19 protein-coding genes and 1 other annotated feature (1 of these 20 cut by a window edge) are annotated in these 22,686 nt (G+C 42.1%); of the genes, 17 read left to right on the top strand and 2 right to left on the bottom strand.

Annotated elements, in window-relative coordinates:
• Positions 1-33: 33 nt before the first annotated feature.
• The 9 genes from PBF_RS21160 to PBF_RS21120 all read left to right on the top strand — a co-directional run bounded on the left by PBF_RS21160 (position 34) and on the right by PBF_RS21120 (position 12,040).
• The gene (locus PBF_RS21160; RefSeq protein ID WP_035332634.1) at positions 34-1,062 is read left to right on the top strand and encodes a tetratricopeptide repeat protein; all 1,029 of its coding nucleotides are present in this window, start codon (positions 34-36) and stop codon (positions 1,060-1,062) included.
• A 162-nt stretch (positions 1,063-1,224) separates the two neighbouring features.
• Complete coding sequence (gene tig, locus PBF_RS21155) at positions 1,225-2,511, top strand: trigger factor (RefSeq protein WP_035332633.1); 1,287 nt, start codon at positions 1,225-1,227, stop codon at positions 2,509-2,511.
• A gap of 671 nt (positions 2,512-3,182) precedes the next feature.
• The gene (clpX, locus tag PBF_RS21150) at positions 3,183-4,448 is read left to right on the top strand and encodes an ATP-dependent protease ATP-binding subunit ClpX (RefSeq protein WP_035332632.1); all 1,266 of its coding nucleotides are present in this window, start codon (positions 3,183-3,185) and stop codon (positions 4,446-4,448) included.
• Between the two features lie 157 nt (positions 4,449-4,605).
• Positions 4,606-6,273: an ATP-dependent protease LonB gene (lonB, locus tag PBF_RS21145; RefSeq protein WP_035332631.1), complete on the top strand. Its 1,668-nt coding sequence runs from the start codon at positions 4,606-4,608 to the stop codon at positions 6,271-6,273.
• A 268-nt stretch (positions 6,274-6,541) separates the two neighbouring features.
• Positions 6,542-8,869 carry an endopeptidase La gene (gene lon / locus PBF_RS21140; protein ID WP_035332630.1) on the top strand — a complete coding sequence of 776 codons (2,328 nt, stop codon included), beginning with the start codon at positions 6,542-6,544 and terminating at the stop codon, positions 8,867-8,869.
• On the top strand, positions 8,866-9,447 hold the full coding sequence (gene yihA / locus PBF_RS21135) for a ribosome biogenesis GTP-binding protein YihA/YsxC (RefSeq protein ID WP_035332629.1): 582 nt from the start codon (positions 8,866-8,868) through the stop codon (positions 9,445-9,447). Before lon ends, yihA begins: the two co-directional genes overlap by 4 nt.
• 328 nt (positions 9,448-9,775) lie before the next feature.
• On the top strand, positions 9,776-10,558 hold the full coding sequence (locus tag PBF_RS21130; protein WP_035332628.1) for a transporter substrate-binding domain-containing protein: 783 nt from the start codon (positions 9,776-9,778) through the stop codon (positions 10,556-10,558).
• Between the two features lie 82 nt (positions 10,559-10,640).
• Positions 10,641-11,288, top strand: a complete 648-nt coding sequence (locus tag PBF_RS21125) for an amino acid ABC transporter permease (RefSeq protein ID WP_035332627.1) — start codon at positions 10,641-10,643, stop codon at positions 11,286-11,288.
• Between the two features lie 14 nt (positions 11,289-11,302).
• Positions 11,303-12,040, top strand: a complete 738-nt coding sequence (locus tag PBF_RS21120; RefSeq protein ID WP_009333161.1) for an amino acid ABC transporter ATP-binding protein — start codon at positions 11,303-11,305, stop codon at positions 12,038-12,040.
• A gap of 294 nt (positions 12,041-12,334) precedes the next feature.
• On the opposite strand, the gene PBF_RS21115 is transcribed toward PBF_RS21120, so the two are convergent.
• Positions 12,335-12,820, bottom strand: coding sequence for a LiaI-LiaF-like domain-containing protein (locus tag PBF_RS21115; RefSeq protein ID WP_035332626.1), 486 nt, complete (start codon positions 12,818-12,820; stop codon positions 12,335-12,337).
• Positions 12,821-13,047: 227 nt separating this feature from the next.
• Here PBF_RS21115 and hemA point away from each other — a divergent pair, with 227 nt between their 5' ends.
• The 8 genes from hemA (at position 13,048) to ysxE (ending at position 22,205) form a co-directional block, all read left to right on the top strand.
• Entirely contained in the window at positions 13,048-14,397 is a 1,350-nt protein-coding gene (hemA, locus tag PBF_RS21110) for a glutamyl-tRNA reductase (RefSeq protein ID WP_035332625.1), read from the top strand.
• Between the two features lie 14 nt (positions 14,398-14,411).
• A complete protein-coding gene (locus PBF_RS21105; protein WP_035332624.1) occupies positions 14,412-15,245 on the top strand; it encodes a cytochrome c biogenesis protein in 834 nt (277 codons plus the stop codon).
• Positions 15,246-15,416: 171 nt separating this feature from the next.
• Positions 15,417-16,352, top strand: coding sequence for a hydroxymethylbilane synthase (gene hemC / locus PBF_RS21100; protein WP_035332623.1), 936 nt, complete (start codon positions 15,417-15,419; stop codon positions 16,350-16,352).
• Entirely contained in the window at positions 16,349-17,143 is a 795-nt protein-coding gene (locus PBF_RS21095) for a uroporphyrinogen-III synthase (protein ID WP_035332622.1), read from the top strand. The genes hemC and PBF_RS21095 overlap by 4 nt, the downstream gene beginning before the upstream one ends.
• The gene (hemB, locus tag PBF_RS21090; RefSeq protein ID WP_035332621.1) at positions 17,127-18,107 is read left to right on the top strand and encodes a porphobilinogen synthase; all 981 of its coding nucleotides are present in this window, start codon (positions 17,127-17,129) and stop codon (positions 18,105-18,107) included. The genes PBF_RS21095 and hemB overlap by 17 nt, the downstream gene beginning before the upstream one ends.
• A gap of 55 nt (positions 18,108-18,162) precedes the next feature.
• Complete coding sequence (gene hemL, locus PBF_RS21085) at positions 18,163-19,449, top strand: glutamate-1-semialdehyde 2,1-aminomutase (protein WP_035332620.1); 1,287 nt, start codon at positions 18,163-18,165, stop codon at positions 19,447-19,449.
• A 337-nt stretch (positions 19,450-19,786) separates the two neighbouring features.
• The gene (gene spoVID / locus PBF_RS21080) at positions 19,787-21,052 is read left to right on the top strand and encodes a stage VI sporulation protein D (protein ID WP_035332619.1); all 1,266 of its coding nucleotides are present in this window, start codon (positions 19,787-19,789) and stop codon (positions 21,050-21,052) included.
• A 94-nt stretch (positions 21,053-21,146) separates the two neighbouring features.
• Positions 21,147-22,205, top strand: a complete 1,059-nt coding sequence (gene ysxE, locus PBF_RS21075; RefSeq protein WP_035332618.1) for a spore coat protein YsxE — start codon at positions 21,147-21,149, stop codon at positions 22,203-22,205.
• 13 nt (positions 22,206-22,218) lie between these two features.
• Here ysxE and PBF_RS21070 read toward each other — a convergent pair whose 3' ends face one another.
• Positions 22,219-22,410: a hypothetical protein gene (locus PBF_RS21070; RefSeq protein ID WP_019380294.1), complete on the bottom strand. Its 192-nt coding sequence runs from the start codon at positions 22,408-22,410 to the stop codon at positions 22,219-22,221.
• Positions 22,411-22,637: 227 nt separating this feature from the next.
• Positions 22,638-22,686: a binding site (T-box leader), on the top strand (it continues 208 nt past the right edge of the window).

Raw genomic sequence — 22,686 nt, 5'->3', positions numbered from 1 at the left:
AACTTCAAAAATACTAGTTGAGGCGGTTTTAGCATGGGTAAGCGGGAACAGAGAAAACAAAACAATAAAATCATTCTATTTCCCGGCCTTGAGAAACGGCTGCTCGAAAAGGGGCTTGAATCCTTTCAGCAGAAAAGGTATAAGGAATCGATCGGGTTCTTTGAAGAAGCACTGGAGATGGAGCCTGAGAATACGGATGTCCATATTGGGCTTGTGCTGGCATATTATGAAGCCGGATCCTTGGAAAAGGCAAAGGAACTGGCTAATAAAATGCTCCAGACAGGCATAGGGGATTACATACAAGTAATGGACCTTTATTTAATGATCCTTGTGCAGCTGCATCAATACAGTGAGATTGCAGCAACGATTGAGGTTTTGCTTGAAGAAAGGGAGATCCCGAAGGAGAAATTTGAGCATTTTAGCAGAATGCTTGAGTTCAGCAGAAAGATGGCTGCTTCACCTTCTGAAACTGAGATCGAAGCACCTGATCTGGAGGAATTTAATAGCAGGAAGCTCAATCTGTTTTCCTATCAGGATCAGCATGAACAAATGCAGATTGCTGCACAGCTGGCTGAACATAACATCAGGCCTTATGTCGAAGATATTAAAGCCTATTTGGAAGCACAGGAAGGAAATCCTTTTTTTAAAACGATGCTGTTAAATGTGCTTTCTGAGCATGGGTATGAAAAATATGTAACGATTCGGAAGTTTGATAAAGGCATTCGGGTGAATCCTGCTGAGCTGCCCCCGGTTCATCAGCAGCCGATGCTGTTAAAAATAGTCAATAAACTGGAGAATCAGCTCGAGCAGGAAGACCCGGTATTATTCGAAAATACAAAGAGCATTGCAGAAAGGCAATTTTTCCTGCTTTATCCGCTTGAAGCCCCGCCGGACAATGCTGCGTCCTGGGCAGCGGCATACCATATGCTCTCATATGAATATCATGGCTTAAACAGTTCGCTGACCGATCTTGGTGATATTTATGATGCTCCTGAAGAGGAAATAGCGGAGGCTCTTGCCTTTATAAGAAAGATAGAAGAAATTTCTTATCCCAATATTTAACCTTCAATGTTGAAAGACAGGGAGTGTATGTTATAATATAATGGTTGTATTATGTGTATATATACATTTTTATTAAATGGATATGCCTTGAAAAAACAAGAGATATTCATAACATTCTGTCATGAATGAAATGATAATAGATTTTTGGAGGGAAATGATTGTATGTCTGCTAAATTTGAAAAGTTAGAAGGGAACCGCGGGGTTCTTACAATTGAAGTAGATGCAGAGAAAGTAACCGAAGGTTTAGACGCTGCATTCAAAAAAGTAGTTAAGCAAGTAAATGTACCTGGGTTCCGTAAAGGAAAAATGCCTCGCGGAATGTTTGAAAAGCGTTTCGGAGTTGAATCTTTATACCAGGATGCAGTGGATTATCTTCTTCCAGAAGCTTATGCTAATGCAATTGATGAAACCGGTATTGAGCCTGTGGATCGCCCTGAAATCGATGTTGAGCAAATCGAAAAAGGAAAAAGCCTTATTTTCAAAGCTACAGTAACTGTTAAGCCTGAAGTAAAGCTTGGCGAATATAAAGGCCTTGAAGTAAAGCCTCTTGAAACAGATGTAACGGATGAAGATGTGAACAGCGAGCTGACTTCACTTCAGGAAAGACAAGCTGAACTTGCAGTTAAAGAAGAAGGAAAAGCTGAAAATGGCGATACAGTTGTTATGGACTTTGAAGGATTCGTTGATGGCGAAGCTTTCGAAGGCGGAAAAGCTGAGAACTACTCTTTAGAACTTGGTTCAGGACAATTCATCCCTGGATTTGAAGAGCAGCTGATTGGTACTGCTGCTGGAGAATCTAAGGATGTTGAAGTTTCTTTCCCAGAGGAATACCATGCAGCTGAGCTGGCTGGTAAGCCTGCAACATTCAAAGTAACTGTTCATGAAATCAAAACAAAACAGCTTCCTGAGCTGGATGATGAGTTTGCTAAGGATGCAGACGAAGAAGTGGAAACTTTGGATGCATTAAAAGAAAAAATCAAAACTCGCTTAGAAGAAAGCAAGAAGCATGAAGCTGAGCACCATGTCCGCGACACTGTTGTCGAAGCAGCAGCGGCTAATGCAGAAATGGAAATCCCGGCTGCAATGGTTGACACTGAAGTTAACCGCATGATGCAGGAGTTCGAACAGCGCCTTCAAATGCAAGGCATGAACCTTGAACTATACTTCCAGTTCTCCGGACAGGATGAAGCTGCACTGCGCGAGCAGATGAAAGAGGAAGCTGAAAAGCGCGTACGCGTTAACCTGACTCTTGAAGCAATTGCAAAAGCTGAAAACATCGAAGTAAGCGATGAAGAAGTTACAGAAGAACTTAACAAAATGGCAGAAATGTACAACATGTCTGCTGACCAGATCACACAAGCTCTTGGAAGCCTTGAAGGCCTAAAAGCAGATCTTCAAATTAAAAAAGCAGTAGATTTCCTTGTGGAAAATAGCAAGACTGTTGCATAATAAAAGAAAAGCGGAGCCGACTGCACTGCCCCGACAAGCATAAGACGAATTACGGAGGAGGTTGTAAAATCTCAGTAGTAATTTGGCTTATGACCTCGAGGGGCAAGGAGGCGGAGCTAGACAGTAATCCAGCTTCGAAAACATAAAATTTTCTCCCTTTTAATAGTAAACAAGGCGCGAGTTTATCGTGCCTTGTTTTATACCATCAAGACCATACATAATGAAAATCTCCCTTGTATCTTTTGCCTGGTGAAAAGTTTTACGGCATATTGCACATGGACAGGAATACAAATACATATAAATAGATAATTTAATTATCGGTCCAGGGGGCCGACTTAATTTAGCCATTTTTGGTTAAGCTTATGAAAGTACATATAATATTCAGCCTGTTTTTCTTTGCGGAATTCCATCACATGCAAGCATACATAATTGAAATGTTTTAAGAGTTATCATTTCCTGTCCACTGTAAAAATGTGTTACAATGCAATACATAACTGCTGAAGGTTTTGATTTTTACGAAAGTGTGAATGATTAAAGAGGCCTGTGCGCAAGGTCAATGACACAGTGTCCGCTTTAATTCCCAACCTTTCTATGGCTGAATAAAGAACTATTTGCATGTGATTTCGCAAGCTTTATATATCGTTTTGAAGTTTTTTCAAGGGGTGAAGGATTTGTTTAAATTTAATGACGAAAAAGGGCAATTGAAGTGTTCTTTCTGTGGCAAGACACAGGATCAGGTCCGCAAACTTGTTGCTGGCCCTGGAGTATATATATGTGATGAATGCATTGAGCTTTGCACTGAAATTGTGGAAGAAGAACTGGGAACAGAAGAAGAAGTAGAGTTCAAAGATGTGCCAAAGCCGGCTGAAATCCGCGATATTCTGGATGAATATGTAATTGGACAGGAGCAGGCGAAGAAATCGCTGTCTGTTGCTGTATATAATCACTATAAGCGCATCAATTCCAACAGCAAGATTGATGAAGTTGAACTATCAAAAAGTAATATTGCCATGATCGGTCCGACTGGAAGCGGTAAAACCTTACTGGCTCAGACATTGGCCCGTATTCTTAATGTTCCATTTGCAATTGCAGATGCAACATCATTGACTGAAGCCGGTTATGTCGGGGAAGATGTTGAAAATATCCTCCTAAAGCTTATTCAGGCAGCAGATTATGATGTGGAAAAGGCAGAAAAAGGAATCATTTATATTGATGAGATTGATAAAGTTGCGCGTAAGTCGGAAAATCCGTCCATCACCCGTGATGTATCAGGTGAAGGTGTGCAGCAGGCACTGTTGAAAATCCTTGAAGGAACAGTTGCAAGCGTACCGCCACAAGGCGGCCGCAAGCATCCTCATCAGGAATTTATCCAGATTGACACGACAAATATCCTGTTTATCTGCGGCGGTGCCTTCGATGGCATTGAGCAAATTATTAAACGCCGTTTAGGCCAAAAGGTAATTGGCTTTGGTTCTGACCAGAATCAAAAAGAAATCGAACCAAAGGATCTTCTTGCAAAAGTGCTTCCTGAAGACCTGCTGAAATTCGGATTAATTCCTGAATTTATTGGACGTCTTCCAGTTATTGCAAGCCTTTCCCAGCTTGATGAAGCGGCATTGATTGAGATTTTAACTAAACCTAAAAATGCACTTGTCAAACAATACCAGAAAATGCTTGAACTCGATGATGTTGAGCTTGAGTTTGAAGAAGGCGCACTTGAGGAAATTGCTAAAAAAGCAATTGAAAGAAAAACAGGTGCACGCGGACTGCGCTCCATTATTGAAGGAATTATGCTGGATGTAATGTTTGATCTTCCATCGCGCGAAGATATTAAAAAATGCATTATCACGAAAGAAACGGTTGTTGATAACGGTTCTCCTAAGCTTGTTTTGGAGGACGGTACTGTCGTAGAAGAAGAGCGCAAGACTTCAGCGTAAATGAAAAATGGCCAGTCCCTGTGGGGCCTGGCCATTTTTTTGCGCCTTTCTGCCCCTTTTTCTTACCGTACTTTTAAATGAATTCCTTGTTTATTCCAACTCAGTCAGGGAGATACTAGCATTATTAACGAGAACAAATAATGCAGGAGGGAACACGATGAGTTGGACGGGGATCGCTTTATTTATCCAATTGTTTTTTGGAATCGTCATTGGGCTTTACTTTTGGAATTTACTTAGGAGCCAGCGGACACAGAAAGTTTCTATCGACCGTGAATCAAGGAAGGAAATGGATGTTTTAAAAAAGATGCGTTCCATTTCATTGACTGAACCTTTATCAGAAAAAGTGCGTCCATCCAGCTTTGCTGACATTGTGGGGCAGGAAGATGGAATTAAGTCTCTGAAAGCAGCATTGTGCGGACCCAATCCTCAGCATGTAATTATTTATGGTCCACCGGGTGTGGGAAAAACGGCTGCGGCCAGATTGGTTCTGGAAGAAGCCAAGAAAAATGCAAAATCACCCTTTAAGGCAGCTTCTGTTTTTATCGAACTCGATGCCACTACTGCGAGATTTGATGAGCGGGGTATTGCGGATCCTCTAATAGGTTCTGTTCATGATCCTATCTATCAGGGAGCAGGGGCAATGGGACAGGCGGGAATTCCTCAGCCTAAACAGGGTGCAGTTACAAATGCACATGGAGGCGTGCTTTTTATTGATGAAATCGGTGAGCTTCATCCCATTCAGATGAACAAGCTTCTAAAAGTGCTTGAAGACCGGAAAGTATTTCTGGAAAGCGCCTATTATAATGAAGAAAACACTCAAATACCAACCCATATACATGATATTTTTAAAAATGGCCTGCCGGCGGACTTCCGCCTTGTCGGAGCAACTACAAGAACTCCTAATGAAATTCCGCCTGCCATTCGTTCCAGATGTATGGAGGTGTTTTTCAGGGAGTTAGCTGAAGAAGAGATAATAGCTGTAGCTGGAAAGGCTGCGGAAAAGGTCAACCTCGCTGTTAGTGAAAAAGGGCTTGGCATTCTTGCAAATTATGCGAGAAACGGACGCGAAGCGGTAAATATGATTCAAATCTCTGCGGGTTTAGCAATTACTGAGGACCGTGATTACATAAAAGATGAAGATATTGAGTGGGTTGTCCAGTCGAGTCAGCTTTCACCGAGAATGGAGAGGAAAATCAATTCCCATTCTGCTGTTGGCCTTGTCAACGGGCTGGCGGTATATGGGCCGAACACAGGTGCTCTGCTTGATATTGAAGTTACTGTGATTCCTGCAAAAGAGAAGGGCAGCATTAATATTACAGGCATAGTGGAAGAAGAAAGCATTGGAGGCCAAGGAAAGTCAATCCGGAGAAAAAGTATGGCCAGAGGTTCAATTGAAAATGTTATCACCGTTCTGAGATCGATGGGCGTCCCGGCTGACGAATATGATATTCATGTCAACTTCCCTGGAGGGGTTCCAATCGACGGTCCTTCTGCCGGCATCGCCATGGCGACAGGGATTTATTCAGCCATTTATAAACGGCCAGTTGACAATACTGTAGCAATGACCGGAGAAATCAGCATTCATGGGTATGTCAAGCCAATTGGAGGCGTATATCCAAAGGTGAAAGCCGCCAAAAAAGCAGGAGCACAGACAGTAATTATCCCAAAAGAAAATATGCAATCCATTTTAAAGGAGATAACAGGAATTAAGATCATTCCGGTATCCCATTTGAATGAGGTATTTGAGTCAGCGCTGCAAAAAGAGTATCTCAAAGAGCAGGCTATAACCGCTTCAATTGAATTAAAGAAAAAAGAAAGCATATGATGTGTGGCCCGGTTTGCAGTTGCTGAAAGCCCGCTGTATAAACGCCTCCGCTAATCGCGGTCAGAAACTTCGGTTTGCAGTTTAGGCTACAAACCGAAGTTTTATTTGCGTAAAGAAGGATAAAGTGTAATTATAAATGAATATCATTGAAATACGGCTTTCAGCTATTTCTCTTTAATAGACACTGCTATTTAAATACGATAGAATTGTACAAAGAAATTATTAGCAATAATGGGGTTAAAAAGATGCATTTTGGAGGTGCAATGGAATGGCGAAAAAGAAAGAAATCATCGTCCCCCTCCTGCCGCTTCGGGGCTTGCTTGTTTATCCGACCATGGTTCTGCATTTGGATGTAGGCCGTGAGAAATCGGTTCAGGCTCTTGAAAAAGCAATGGTAGATGACCATTTAATTTTCTTGACAACACAAAAGGATATATCTATAGATGAACCATCAGAAGATGATCTATATGGAATGGGCACGCTCACACGTGTCAAGCAGATGCTCAAGCTCCCAAACGGTACAATCCGTGTTCTTGTTGAAGGGCTTAAGAGAGCGGAAATCATTGATTTTCAGGACGAAACTGAACATTATTCCGTTAGTGTGAAGGTTTTTGAGGATCCTGAGACAAAGGACGTAGAAGATCAGGCATTGATGAGGACTATGCTTGAATATTTTGAGCAATACATAAAGGTATCGAAGAAAATATCAGCCGAAACGTACTCTTCTGTAGCAGATATAGAAGAGCCGGGGCGTATGGCGGATATCATTTCTTCCCACTTGCCTTTAAAGCTGAAGGAAAAACAGGAAATTCTTGAAACCATTGATGTAAAAGAGCGAATGAATCAGGTTATTGAAATCATCCATAATGAAAAAGAAGTTCTGAACCTTGAGAAAAAGATTGGCCAGCGTGTAAAAAAATCAATGGAACGGACGCAGAAGGAATATTATCTGCGTGAACAGATGAAGGCAATTCAAAAAGAACTTGGGGATAAGGAAGGCAAGACAGGAGAAATCGCTGAGCTGACGGAAAAGATTGAAAATGCCGGCATGCCTGAGCATGTCCAGCTTACTGCTTTAAAAGAACTGGATCGCTATGAAAAGGTTCCATCCAGTTCAGCCGAAAGCGCGGTTATCCGCAATTATATTGAGTGGCTTGTCACATTGCCATGGTCGAAGTCAACGGAAGATGACCTGGATATTCAGAGGGCTGAGAGGATCCTTAATGAAGATCATTATGGCCTGGAAAAAGTAAAAGAAAGGGTTTTGGAATACCTCGCAGTGCAAAAGCTGACTAACTCCCTTAAAGGCCCAATCCTATGCCTTGCAGGGCCTCCAGGTGTCGGTAAAACAAGTCTTGCACGTTCTATTGCAACGTCGCTAAACCGCAATTTCGTCCGTGTATCCCTCGGCGGTGTCCGGGATGAGTCTGAAATTCGCGGACATAGAAGAACTTATGTTGGTGCCATGCCTGGGCGCATCATTCAGGGCATGAAAAAGGCAGGGACGATCAACCCTGTATTCCTGCTTGATGAAATCGACAAAATGTCCTCGGATTTCCGAGGGGATCCTTCATCTGCGATGCTGGAGGTTTTAGACCCTGAGCAGAACCATAATTTTAGTGATCATTACATTGAAGAAACATATGATCTGTCAAAGGTCATGTTTATAGCCACAGCCAATAATCTTGGCACGATCCCTGGCCCGCTGCTGGACAGAATGGAAGTTATCACGATTGCAGGCTATACAGAGCAGGAGAAGATTCACATAGCTAAGGACCATCTGCTGCCTAAGCAAATTAAAGAACATGGTCTTTCCAAAGCACAGCTTCAGATTCGCGAGGATGGCCTCCAGAAGGTAGTCCGCTATTATACACGGGAAGCTGGAGTCCGCGGATTGGAGCGGCAGCTGGCTACAATCTGCAGAAAAACAGCTAAAATTATCGTATCCGGCGAAAAGAAGAAAGTGATTGTGAACTCAAAAAATGCTGAAGAGTTTCTTGGAAAGCCAAAATACCGCTACGGTCAGGCTGAGCTTGAAGACCAGGTTGGCGTTGCGACAGGGCTTGCTTATACAACAGTGGGCGGCGATACCCTTCAAATTGAAGTATCCCTTTCACCAGGAAAAGGAAAGCTCGTTCTTACAGGCAAACTGGGAGATGTCATGAAAGAGTCTGCTCAAGCGGCATTCAGTTATGTTCGTTCAAAAGCAAAAGAACTGGGCATTGATGAGAATTTCCATGAAAAGCATGACATTCATATCCATGTTCCAGAAGGTGCTGTCCCGAAAGACGGCCCATCTGCCGGAATAACAATTACAACCGCTCTGGTTTCTGCTCTGTCAGGAAAACCAATCCGTAAAGAAGTGGGAATGACAGGGGAAATTACTTTAAGAGGCCGGGTGCTTCCTATTGGCGGCTTGAAAGAAAAATCTTTGAGCGCCCATCGAGCAGGATTGACGAAGATCATCCTCCCTAAAGATAATGAGAAAGACATTGAAGATATCCCTGAAAGCATCAGGGAAGAGCTTGATTTCGTTTTGGTATCACATGTGGACGAAGTCTTGAAACATGCCCTGAATGGCGGTGCTCAAGTATGAAAGTAACCAGCTCAGAAATAGTCATCAGTGCTGTTAAGCCTGATCAATATCCTGAAAGTGAATTGCCGGAATTTGCCCTTGCCGGCCGTTCGAACGTCGGTAAATCTTCTTTCATTAATAAAATGCTTAATCGAAGGGGACTTGCCAGAATATCCTCTAAGCCTGGGAAGACACAAACCCTGAACTTTTACCTTATTAACGAAATTCTTCACTTTGTTGATGTTCCGGGCTATGGGTATGCAAAGGTATCCAAACAGGAACGTGCAGCATGGGGAAAGATGATAGAAACATATTTAACAAGCAGAGAGCAGTTAAAAGCAGTGGTGCTGATTGTTGATTTGCGCCATCCTCCTACAAGTGACGATGTCATGATGTACGACTTTTTAAAGCATTATGAAATTCCCTGTGTAGTGATTGCCACAAAAGCGGATAAAATACCGAAATCCAAGTGGCAAAAACATATGAAAATCACGAAAGAAACATTGGATATGGATCCGAATGACCAGATCATTATGTTTTCCTCTGAAACAGGTTATGGGAAAGACCAGGCCTGGTCGGCATTAAAAAGCTATATGTAAATAAAAAATCCCGCAGCATTTGCAGCGGGATTTTTTTGTATTCTCCATTCAGGTCTTTTGTCCTGGAAATGGATATTTTCGATATCCTGCAGTTCATTATACATTATGGTATTAACTGGATATAATTTTGTCGAAAGGTAAGGAATCTAAAGGATACGGGAGGATATGGAGTTATGTTAGAGTTTAAAGACGATCAGTTAATGAGAACAGCTGATATACTTTTATATCATAAATAATCATAAAATATGAATTTTGAGAATATTCATAAATAATGATAGAGTTAAAGGGCACATAAAAAAGAGAGATAATGAAGGGGGAATTTAGACTAGTGAGACATTGGTTAAAAGGAATCATAGCAGCTACTTTTGTATTGGTCCTGGCGGCATGCGGATCAGAGGAAGCGTCTAAAAGCGGAATGGACCTTGTAGACGAAGACAAATTTACGTACGCGGCTTCAGGAGAGTTCAAACCTTTTAGTTATACAAATGATGATGGAAGCATGAGCGGCTTTGATATTGATGTAGCCGAGGCTGTAGCAAAAGAACTCGGGCTTGAGCCGGTTCAGAATAAATTTAAGTTCGGCGGTATTGTGGAGGGAGTTAAGTCAGGCCGCTTTGATGCAGCGGTGGCCAGCCACACCATTACGGAAGAACGTTTGAAAGCAGTCAATTTTTCAACTCCATATTACTATTCAGGCCCGCAAATATATGTGCGTCCGGATAGCACGATTGAGACACTGTCTGATCTCGAAGGCAAGGAGATAGCAGTATCCAAAGGATCTACATACACGGCAAATGCAGAGGAAGTGACAGATAACATTCAGTTTTATGACAGTGATGTTGTCGCCCTGGAAGCATTGAGCAAGGGAAAACATGATGCTGTTATCACTGATTTTGTTACAGGCAAAGAAGCAATTGGCGCCGGCATGAAAATTGAAGGCAAAGAGCTCCTTGGCCGCAGTGAGCAGGCAATTGCAGTTGCAAAGGATAATAAAGAGCTGCTCGAAAAAGTGAATGAAGCTCTTGAAACACTTCGCGAGAATGGAACACTCACAGAAATCAGCAAAAAATATATCGGTGAAGATATAACAGTTGATCCTGAGAAGGAATAACATTGCGGGCGGATGTGTATCAGGCATTCGCCTGTTTTGTTTTTTTACACAAAATGAAATTGCCATCTGAAGGGGGATTTTTGTGGATTTATTTACAAAGTTTATTGATACCTATCCCGTATTTTTAAAGGGGATGCTCTTAACCTTTCAATTAACCATTGTATCGGTGTTTATTGCCATTTTTATCGGGTTGTTTTTTGCCTTTTTAAAGATATCAAGAGTGAAAGTTCTGGAATGGATTGCGGACATCTATATTTTCCTTGTAAGGGGAACGCCGCTTGTTGTTCAGATTTTCATCTTCTATTTCGGTTTGACAGCATTGGATATTTCACAGTTTTGGTCAGTTGTCCTTGGACTTGCTTTTCACAATGGTGCCTATATAGCCGAAATTTTCAGGGGCTCCATTCAATCCATCGACAAAGGACAAATGGAAGCAGGGCGTTCACTGGGTATGACTGCTGGCCTTGCAATGAGAAGGATCATTCTGCCTCAGGCCTTCCGCAGGGCTATGCCGCCTCTTGGCAATCAATTTATCATTGCTTTGAAGGATTCATCACTTGCTTCCTTTATCGGCATGTACGAGCTCTTTAATGTGGCCACGACTTACGGTTCCAATGAATATGACTACATGAGCTATCTGCTGATCGTAGCTGTTTACTATTTAGTACTTGTACTTATTTTCTCTATCCTTGTAAATATGATTGAGAAAAGAATGGCAAGCAGTGATTAAGGGGGAATGAAGGCATGAGTGAATCGTATATGATCAAAGTAGAAAAATTGAACAAATCATTCGGGGATCTGCACGTACTAAAGGACATTGACATAACAGTAAAAGAAAGTGATGTTGTTTGCCTGATCGGTGCAAGCGGGTCAGGTAAAAGTACACTTCTCCGCTGCTTGAACTTTCTAGAATTAAAGGACAGCGGCAATATCATTTTTGAGGGCGAAAAGGTTGAAAAAGAAACACATGATCTAAATAAAGTAAGAGAAAAAGTAGGAATGGTTTTTCAGCATTTTCATTTATTTCCTCATATGACTGTTCTCGAAAATGTGATGGAAGCACCATTACATGTGAAAAAGCTTCCAAAGGATCAAGTAAAAAAAGATGCCCAGGACCTATTAAAAAAAGTAGGGCTTTCTGATAAGGAGAATGTATATCCATCAAAACTTTCGGGCGGACAAAAACAGCGTGTAGCCATTGCTAGAGCGCTGGCAATGAAGCCCGATATCATGCTTTTTGATGAGCCGACATCGGCACTTGATCCCGAGCTTGTGGGGGAAGTGCTTTCCACAATGAAAGAGCTCGCCCTTGAAGGGATGACAATGGTCGTCGTCACCCATGAAATGGGCTTTGCAAGAGAAGTAGCAGACTGGGCAGTTTATATGCATGACGGAAGAATTGTAGAAGTGGGGCATCCGGAGGATTTGTTTAACAATCCAAAAGAGCAGAGAACCAAAAATTTCTTGGATTCGGTTCTCTAGACAGTTTGAATGGTAAAAGACAGGGAAAAGCTAAATATCCCTGTCTTTTATTTTTTGGCTGGTTTTTATCTTATTTGCTGAGTTGTTTGTAGCGGAAGGTGCGAGATCCTCGAAAATGCATTCGCATTTTCTTCGTCTCCGTATACTCTAGGAAGCTTAATCAACGTCCTGGGGGAGTAGCGGGACAGGTGAGACCCCGCAGACGCGCTGCGTTGAGGAGGCTCACCGCCAGCCCCGCGGAAAGCAACGGACAACATTTATAGGCCAAAAACAGCAATATATACGAAAAGAGCCTTATTTTTTCTTTGATAATAAAAAATATAATCCAATTAACATTAAAAGGATTGGCCAAAACTGCCAAACATCAGAGACGCCGTTATCAAGAAGTCCCATCCACTCAGCTACTCTGTCATAAAACAGGAGCAATGCGGCAAGAATTAAGAATAAGATGCCCTGAAATAATCCTGCTCCTGTTTTCTGGTGCCGAAGAAGGAAGCCTAGAGCAATAATAAGAATGAATGTACCAATATGATCCGGCCAAATTTCGAGGCGGTTCACCACATGAAAATGCAGGCCAAATCCGGTTAAAATAACCCCTGGCAATATGGAGTCGTAATCCCTTGCGCCATATCCCTGAATTAAAAAGGCTGCTCCGACGATAATTAGAAGAGTCGGCCAGGAATAAAAAGACTGTAAGGCAGTAAATCCGCTCTGCTGGAGAAAAAAGTAGGCTCCAAATCCGAGTAAAATAATTCCTGGGAAAACACGCTGATTTTTCATGAAAAACACCACTTCCAATAAGGTTCACTTGAATCCGGCAAGTTTTTTTGTTACTGTACATAAGGGAGTATTTGTCTATTTTAAGATTACCTTATACAAGGCTCCCGTTTAAAATATAGTATCATATGTGTTCATTATCTGTTCACATTTAAGCATTAATTGAAAAAATAGAAATGATATAATTAATATTAATGAACTAGGCAATAATTCTGGGGGTGTCAATTTCAATGCATATCTTAGTCGTCGGTCTTAACTATAAAACTGCCCCTGTTGAAATCCGTGAACGTCTAACCTTTAATCCTTCACAATTGGGCGAGGCAATGAAGACTTTAAATGACAAAAAAAGCATTTTAGAGAATGTCATTCTGTCTACTTGCAATCGGACCGAAATTTATGCAGTTGTGGACCAGCTTCATACTGGCCGCTATTATATAAAGGAATTTTTGGCAGAACATTTCAATATGGATCAGAATGAATTTTCTCCATTCCTATTTATTTATGAAGGGGATGGGGCAATAGAGCATCTATTCAAAGTAGCATGCGGCCTAAACTCCATGATCCTTGGCGAGACACAGATTTTAGGACAGGTAAGGTCTAGTTTCCTGGGAGCTCAATCGGAAAATTCAACCGGTACCGTCTTTAACCACTTGTTTAAGCAGGCAGTAACGCTTGCTAAGCGTGCACACTCCGAAACGGATATAGGAGCAAATGCAGTATCTGTCAGCTATGCAGCAGTGGAACTGGCTAAGAAGATTTTTGGATCACTCGAAAATAAACATGTTCTAATATTAGGAGCCGGTAAAATGGGTGAGCTGGCAATCCAAAATCTTCATGCCAACGGAGCCAGCAAAGTAACAGTAATTAACCGTACATTTGAAAAAGCACAGAATCTTGCAAGCCGCTATGCGGGCCAGGCAAAAACGCTGCATGAGCTTCAGTGTGCTCTTGTTGAAGCTGATATTTTAATCAGTTCTACAGGGGCCAAAGAATTTGTTGTCACAAAGGATATGATGGCTTACGCAGAAAGAATGCGTAAAGGCAAGCCTCTATTTATGGTTGATATTGCTGTTCCAAGAGACCTGGATCCGAAACTGGCAGACCTGGACAGTGTTTTCCTATATGATATTGATGATCTTGAAGGCATTGTTGAAGCAAACCTTCAGGAGCGTAAAAAGGCAGCCGAAAAGATTCAGCTTATGATTGAAGGAGAGATTGTTGAATTCAAGCAGTGGCTGAACCTGCTTGGTGTTGTTCCGGTCATTTCTGCCTTGCGTGAGAAAGCACTGGCTATACAGAGTGAAACCATGACAAGCATTGAAAGAAAGCTGCCGCATTTGAGTGATCGTGATAAAAAAGTGCTGAACAAGCATACAAAGAGCATTATCAATCAGCTATTAAAGGATCCTATTTTACAAGCTAAAGAAATGGCTGGACAGAAAGATTCCGAACAGGCATTAGATTTGTTTGTAAAAATCTTTAATATAGAAGAACTTGTTTCAGATCAGCAGAACGTGCACGCAGCAGCTAAACCAAAGCACGCATTCGCTCAATCACAGCAGACTTCCTTTCAATCATAAAAGGGGTTCTGTCCATGTTTGACATCTATATGACACGGCTGCATGAATTCACGGTGGTTCTGTATGCCTTATGTGTCTTATTATATTTTATTGATTTTCTTCATCATAACCGGAAGGCGAATAGAATTGCCTTCTGGTTACTTGCATTTGTATGGGTGCTTCAAACGGTGTTCCTAATTCTTTATATGATTAATACAGGAAGATTTCCCGTATTGACCATTTTTGAGGGCCTGTATTTTTATGCCTGGGTGCTTATCACTCTTTCTTTGGGAATTAACAGGCTGCTTAGAGTTGATTTTATCGTCTTTTTTACAAATGTTCTTGGCTTTATCATAATGGCGATCCATACATTCGCACCTGTGCAGATTGATTCGGCTGTCAAAGCGCAGCAGCTCATATCAGAGCTGCTGCTGATTCATATAACAGTTGCGATTCTTTCATATGGGGCATTCTCGCTCTCCTTCGTTTTTTCATTGCTGTATCTTATACAATATGATTTGCTGAAAAGGAAAAAGTGGGGAACGAGGCTGCTCCGGATAACGGATTTGTCAAAGCTTGAACATATGTCCTATGTATTAAATGTAATCGGTGTACCTATGCTGATGATAAGTTTAATTTTAGGCATCCAGTGGGCATACATTAAACTGCCGCATATGGTCTGGTATGACTCCAAGGTAATCGGTTCATTCATTGTCCTGGCTTTATATAGTATTTATCTCTATATGAAAGTCGGAAAGGGCTTATATGGAAAATCTTTAGCACTCTGGAATTTAGCTTCATTTTTAATTGTATTAATTAACTTCTTTTTATTTGGCAAACTTTCATCTTTCCATTTTTGGTATTCATAGAAAAGCGGAGGCGACTGTTCGGCCCCGACAAGCATAAGATGGTCTGCGGCCGCGGCGCAGTTTGCCGCAGAGCAGAACAGCTTATGACCTCGAGGGGCCAGAGCCGGAGCTGGACAATAAAGAAAAGCGGAGGCGGCTGTTCGCTGCCAGACATAATTGCAGGAGGCTGTCATGAGAAAAATAATTGTAGGTTCAAGACGAAGCAAGCTGGCATTAACTCAGACCAACTGGGTGATCAGCCAATTGAAAAACATCGATCCATCCTTTGAATTTGAAGTGAAGGAAATTGTCACTAAAGGTGATAAAATTCTTGATGTTACCCTTTCAAAGGTCGGAGGAAAAGGTTTATTCGTAAAGGAAATTGAACAGGCCATGCTTGATGAGGAAATTGATATGGCTGTACATAGCATGAAGGATATGCCTGCTGTTCTTCCGAAAGGTCTGACAATTGGAAGCATTCCTGAAAGGGAAGACCATCGGGATGCACTCATTTCAAAAGGGCATATCAAACTGAATGTCTTAAAGCCGGGATCTACAATTGGAACAAGCAGCCTGCGCAGAGGGGCACAGCTACTGGCGCAGCGTCCGGATCTCGAGATTAAGTGGATCAGAGGAAACATAGATACCCGATTATCCAAACTGGAAACGGAAGAATATGATGCAATCATTCTTGCGGCAGCAGGTCTATCCAGGATGGGCTGGGCATCGGATGTTGTTACGGAATTCCTGGAGCCGGAGATCTGTGTGCCGGCTGTTGGCCAGGGAGCACTTTCCATAGAGTGCCGTGAAAGTGATAAGGAGCTTCGGGCATTGCTGGATAAATTCACATGCCCTGAGACGAACCAGACTGTGCGTGCTGAGCGTGCGTTCCTGCATAAGATGGAAGGCGGCTGCCAGGTTCCAATTGCAGGGTTTGCAACAATTAAGGAAACCGGGGTATTGGAGTTAACAGGCCTTGTAGGCTCTCCTGATGGAAAAGTGATTTATAAGGAGACATTAACAGGTTCAAACCCGGAAGAGCTTGGTGTTAAGGTGGCTGTTAAGTTAACCGAACAGGGAGCTAAAGAGCTTATCGACAGGGTAAAAGAGGAGCTTGACGGGCAATGAAACGAACTTCCCCTTTAGAAGGCATGAATGTTCTGGTGCCAAGAGGGAAAAAAGAGGCTCAGTCCTTTTCAGCACTTATCCGAAGCTATGGGGGGATGCCGTTTGAGATCCCCCTGATTGCTTTCGAGCCTTTGCGGGATATAGCTTTATTTCAGGCCCATAAGCAAATTCATACTTATGACTGGGTGATATTCACAAGCAAAACTGCTGTGGATGCTTTTTTTGAAAATTTTACTCTAAGCAGCCCCTTCCCTAAAATAGCGGTTATCGGCGAGAAAACTAAAAAATTGCTTGCCGACAAGGGATTAAAGGTGCAGTTTGTGCCCGGAAAATATGTTGCTGAAGAGTTTGTTGAGGATTTTTTGCCATTAGTAGAAAAAGGGATGAAGGTATTGATCCCTAAAGGAAATCTTGCACGTGACTATATCGCAGCATCTCTCTCTGAAAAGGGTGCAAATGTTGATGAAATTATTGTTTATAAAACTGTTTTTCCACGTGAAAGCATCAGTCTGTTAAAAGATCAGCTTTCAGGAAAAGGGTTAGACATTCTTCCTTTTACCAGTCCTTCCACAGTGGATCATTTTATGGGAGCTGTTAAGGAGCTTGGACTTATGAATGCTGTAAAAGACAGTGTGGTGGGCTGCATCGGCCCAGTGACTAAAGAACGTGCAGAGTCATATGGCCTGCAGGTACATGCGGTTCCGGAAGAATATACAGTACATAGCATGCTAAATAGCATTATTAGATACTTAACAGAAACCAGGAGGAAAAGTAATGGAACTTCAATTTAACAGGCATAGACGCCTTCGTAAAAGTCCGAATATGAGAGCGCTTATCCGTGAAAACTTCTTGCGTACAGAGGATTTAATTTATCCGATTTTCGTGGCAGAAGGAGAAGGCATTAAAAGAGAAATACCTTCAATGCCGGGCATCTTCAACTTATCGCTGGATCATCTGGAAGAGGAGATGAATGAAGTTGTTTCTCTTGGAATAAAGTCCGTTCTCTTATTTGGAATTCCTAAAGAGAAAGATGCATGCGGGCAGCAGGCTTATCATGATCATGGAATCGTACAGGAAGCTACAAGATTTATTAAAGCTAAATATCCGGAAATCATTATTATCGCTGATACTTGCCTTTGCGAGTATACGGACCATGGCCATTGCGGTTTGATTGAAAATGGAGAAGTGCTGAATGATGCATCTCTGGAACTGCTTGTGCAGACGGCTGTAAGCCAGGCTAAAGCAGGAGCAGACATTATTGCCCCTTCAAATATGATGGATGGGTTTACAGCAGCCATCCGGGCAGGTCTTGATGAAGCCGGATTTGAAGATATCCCGGTTATGTCTTATGCAGTTAAATACTCATCTGCATTCTATGGTCCTTTCCGAGATGCAGCTGACAGCACACCGCAATTTGGCGACCGGAAAGCATATCAGATGGATCCAGCCAACCGCATGGAAGCCATGCGCGAAGCTGAATCTGATTTAATGGAAGGCGCTGACTTCCTGATTGTTAAGCCGGGAATGCCTTATTTGGACATTGTACGGGACGTTAAGAACAACATCAATCTGCCAATTGTGATTTATAATGTGAGCGGTGAATATTCAATGGTTAAAGCTGCGGCACAGAACGGCTGGATTGATGAACAGAAAATAGTTATGGAAATGCTTACAGGCATGAAGCGTGCAGGAAGTGATTTAATTATTACTTACCATGCAAAAGATGCGGCAAGGTGGATTAAGGAACAAGGCTAAAACTATAGACCGTTAGCTATTGAAAACTTCTTATTAAATAGAAAAGAGGGATGACATGCGCTCTTATGAAAAATCTAACAAGGCTTTTAAAGAGGCAAGCGAATTGATGCCTGGAGGAGTAAACTCTCCTGTGCGTGCCTTTAAATCAGTTAATATGGATCCCATTTTTATGGAACGCGGACGCGGCTCTAAAATCTACGATATCGATGGCAATGAATATATCGATTATGTATTGTCCTGGGGCCCGTTAATTCTGGGCCATACGAATGAACGTGTGGTCGAGGGTATTAAAAAAGTAGCTGAAATGGGGACAAGCTTCGGTGCTCCTACTGAAATTGAAAACGAGCTTGCTAAGCTTGTTATTGAGCGCGTCCCTTCAATCGAAGTGGTGCGTATGGTTTCTTCCGGAACTGAAGCTACCATGAGTGCTTTAAGACTTGCCAGAGGATATACCGGCCGAAATAAAATCATGAAATTTGAAGGCTGTTATCATGGCCACGGCGATTCCCTATTAATCAAAGCCGGCTCCGGTGTAGCAACATTAGGGCTGCCTGACAGTCCGGGAGTTCCTGAAGGTGTTGCTAAAAACACAATTACAGTTCCTTATAATGACCTTGAAAGCGTAAGATATGCCTTTGAGCAATTCGGAGATGATATTGCAGGTGTAATTGTGGAGCCGGTAGCTGGAAATATGGGAGTCGTTCCTCCACAGCCGGGTTTCCTTGAAGGCTTAAGAGAAATTACTGAGCAAAACGGATCCCTGCTTATTTTTGATGAAGTAATGACCGGATTCCGTGTAGGCTACAATTGCGCGCAGGGCTATTTTGGAGTGACACCGGACATTACATGTCTTGGAAAAGTAATTGGCGGCGGTCTCCCAGTCGGTGCATATGGCGGAAAAGCTGAAATAATGAAGCAGATTGCACCAAGCGGCCCAATTTACCAGGCAGGAACATTATCAGGAAATCCTCTTGCCATGACAGCCGGTTTCGAGACTTTAAGCCAGCTGACACCTGAGTCCTACAAAGAATTTGAAAGAAAAGCAGACAGACTGGAAGAAGGGCTTAAAGCAGCTGCTGAAAAATATGATATCCCGCACACCATCAACCGTGCCGGATCCATGATCGGCATCTTCTTTACAAATGAAGACGTTATTAACTATGAAAAAGCCAAAACATCCAACCTGGAATTCTTTGCAGAATACTACAGGGAAATGGCAAACCAGGGAGTCTTCCTGCCGCCATCCCAATTCGAAGGACTGTTCCTCTCAACTGCACACACAGATGAGGATATCGAAAAAACAATCTTGGCTGCTGAACAGGCATTCTCCAAATTAAAATAAGCAAAACCTGACACTCATCATATTTGATGAGTGTTTTTCATATTTATCTTGTCATTAGCTTGTTCTGTCTGAAGGCACACGAACTTCGGACATACAAACTCGGATTTCTGCTTTCTTTGTCCGAAGGTGCACCAACTTCGGACTCACAAACTCAGATCTCAGCTTTTCTTGTCTGAAGGCACACCAACCTCAGACTCACCCACTCTGTATATTTCAAGGACCTTTTTACAATTATTCCCTTTAAGCGCTATTTTTCTAATCATAAAGTATCCTCATCCCTCATAGGATTGTTAATGACATAGTGATTAAACGCAAAGATTCGAAGGGAGGAGTCGCTTTGTCTCAGGGGAATCCATCGTGCTTACGATTTTCTTTAGAAGAATCAGTATGGTTTCAAAAAGGACAGGAAGTGTCAGACCTGATTTCCATCTCGTTAGACCCCAATATAACAATTCAGGAAAGCGATCAATATGTAACAATCCAGGGAGCACTGGAACTGGCAGGAGAGTATAGACGCAGCGATGAAGAAACAACCGATGAAGAACAAGAGGATTTTTCAGTTACCAAATTCGTTCAGACAATTGAAGAACGGGGCGAAGGAATTTGTGAATTCAAACACTATTTTCCAGTTGATATCACCATTCCGAATAATAGAATCCAAAGCATTTACGATATTGACGTTGCAGTAGAGTCATTCGATTATGTTCTGCCGGAAAGAAGCTGTATGAAGCTGACAGCTAATTTAACCATAACAGGATTATATGGTGATCAGCAGCATGTGCCTGTTCAAGTATGGGAGGAAGAAACTGAACCTGAAACTGAAACTGAAGAATTAGAGCCTCTGTACAGATCTCCTGAAGCGGTGGAGGAGACAGAGGAAGAAGAGCCGATTCTGCAGGAATGGCCTTCTTATAAGCAGGAAGAACAGGACCAGGAGGAAGAAAGGGAGGAACAAGTATCCGCTGAACAGGTATTTGCTGGCGCCGAGGAAAATATTCGGGACGAGAAACAGCAGGAAGAGCAGCCGGAGACAGTCGAGGTATATATTCCATTTGAGGCAGAAGCAAGAAAGCGGCCTGAAACGGAAGATCAGGAAGTCATTAAACCTGCAGTGCCGACAGCGCTTGAAGTAACACAAGAGCAGCGACAAGAAGAACAGACGCCAAAAACTGCGCCGGAAATATCTTTCTCTTCTCAGCGCAGTGAAGAGGAAGCACCGCCATCTGCACAGGAAATTTATCAAATGACGGAAGCGTCCGAATCAGATAGCCCCTCTTTTGAAAAGAAACCTGTCCAGGCAGCTGCACAGCAGACCCCTGAGGAAACAGAGGAATCTTCATCCTCTTCAGAACAGGAAGCTAAGAAAAAGAAACTCTCCAAAAAGAAAAGCATGTCGTTAACGGAGTTTTTTGCCCGTAAGGAAGAGTCAGAAGAACATGTTAAACTCAAGGTTTGCATTGTGCAGAACGGCGATACAATTGATGGCATTGCTGAAAGGTATGAAATACCGGCGCAGCAGCTATTAAGGGTGAATCATCTGGAAATTAATCAGGATATTTATGAAGGGCAAGTGCTGTACATTCCTGTTGCGGTAGCCCATTAAAAGGTTAAAAGGCTGAGCAGGTATTGATAACCCGCTCAGCTATTTTCTTTTAACCAATATATATTTTTTTCATTCTGGAAAGTGAGTGGTTAAGGTGGAAGAAAAAAATCGGCTGCAGAAAGTCTCTCCCATTTTAAATCATTATTCATTAGAGCCGCATTTTGTAGAGTATTTTGGGAGAGTTCAGAAGATTTACAGCAGCAAAGGCGTGTTTGCTTTGAAGAAAATAAAGCCTCAGCGTGGAGCGGATTTTATAAGGCATGTACAAACACTCTTTCAAAAAGGCTATAACAGAATAGTTCCTATATACCCAACGGTGGACGGAAGATATGCTGTGCTCCATCAAAATGAATTATTTTATTTAATGCCCTGGATGTCCAATGAAGAAAAGGAGGACAGATTTGAGCGGCATCAGCAGATGCTGAGGGAATTGGCAAGACTGCACACATTATCCTCGCGGGAGGTTCCTATAAAAAAAGAAGACCGTACCGAACATTACGAAAATACCTTACAGGAATGGGAGAAGGAAAAGGAGTTTTTGGAGGGATTCATCGAAGCCTGCGAAAGAAAAGAGTATATGTCTCCTTTTGAGCTAATGTTTTCTCTATATTACCATGATGTCAGCCAGGCACTAAAATTCTCCACAAATAAATTTAAAGATTGGTATGAAAAGACAAAGGAAAGTGAAAAAGCACGTACGGTCATCATTCATGGAAAAGTTTCAACCGAACATTTTCTATACGATGATAGGGGGTATGGCTACTTCACAAATTTCGAAAATGCAAGACAGGGGTCGCCGCTCCATGATGTATTGCCGTTTTTATCAAGAACACTGAAAACATACCCAAAAAGATCGGAAGAATGTGTAGAATGGATTTACACTTATATGAAGTACTTTCCCTTCAGGGACGACGAGATGCTGCTGTTTCAAAGCTACTTTGCTCATCCGGGTCCTATTATCAAAGCTTGCGAACAATATTATAAAGGGGAAGGAAAGAGAGGAGAAAGAAAGGCTGTCCAGCATCTGCAGAGGCAGTATTGGCTTTTGAAAAATATTGAATATGCCGTTATGAGAATCGATGAGATTGAGAGGCAAAAACAGGAAGCAAAAGCGGCAGCAGAAGCTCAAGCACAGGAAGGAGCCCAAAGCTGAAGGATGCGGGCTCCTAAACCAATTGAAGATGAAAGGCGATAGCAATCAGGATGAACAGCGAAAGCAGCAGTACATCGAAGGTAGTAGGCAGTAAAATTGTTCTTATGCCTTGAAAAACACAGAACGGGATAATGAATTGTGCACATACATTCCTGAAAGTTCTTAACCAGGGAGGCAGTGTGTAGGGATTATATTTTCTTCTCATTTGAGCATACCCCTTTCCCCAATGTTCTTATATATATCCTATGATTCATTTTTCCGTAAAGTGCCTATTTTCATTTTTTCCCCTATAACGTTCACGCACACGGCAATGAATAAGGGCAAATATATCGGCACTTCAAATGGAGACAGTGAATAATATATAAAAATTTGGGGAATCATTATTGACTATAACAGTATTTTTTCGGTAGTATATTTTATATATAACTTTATATCGATGCTAAGACAGGGAAGAGTACAATGGCCATTTGCCTTTTAGAGA

This window comes from Cytobacillus firmus DS1 (assembly GCF_000565285.1).
Taxonomy (GTDB): Bacteria; Bacillota; Bacilli; order Bacillales; family Cytobacillaceae; genus Cytobacillus; species Cytobacillus firmus_A.
The sequence above is the reverse complement of the archived record's forward strand: the minus strand, read 5'-3'. Positions and strand labels throughout refer to the sequence as shown.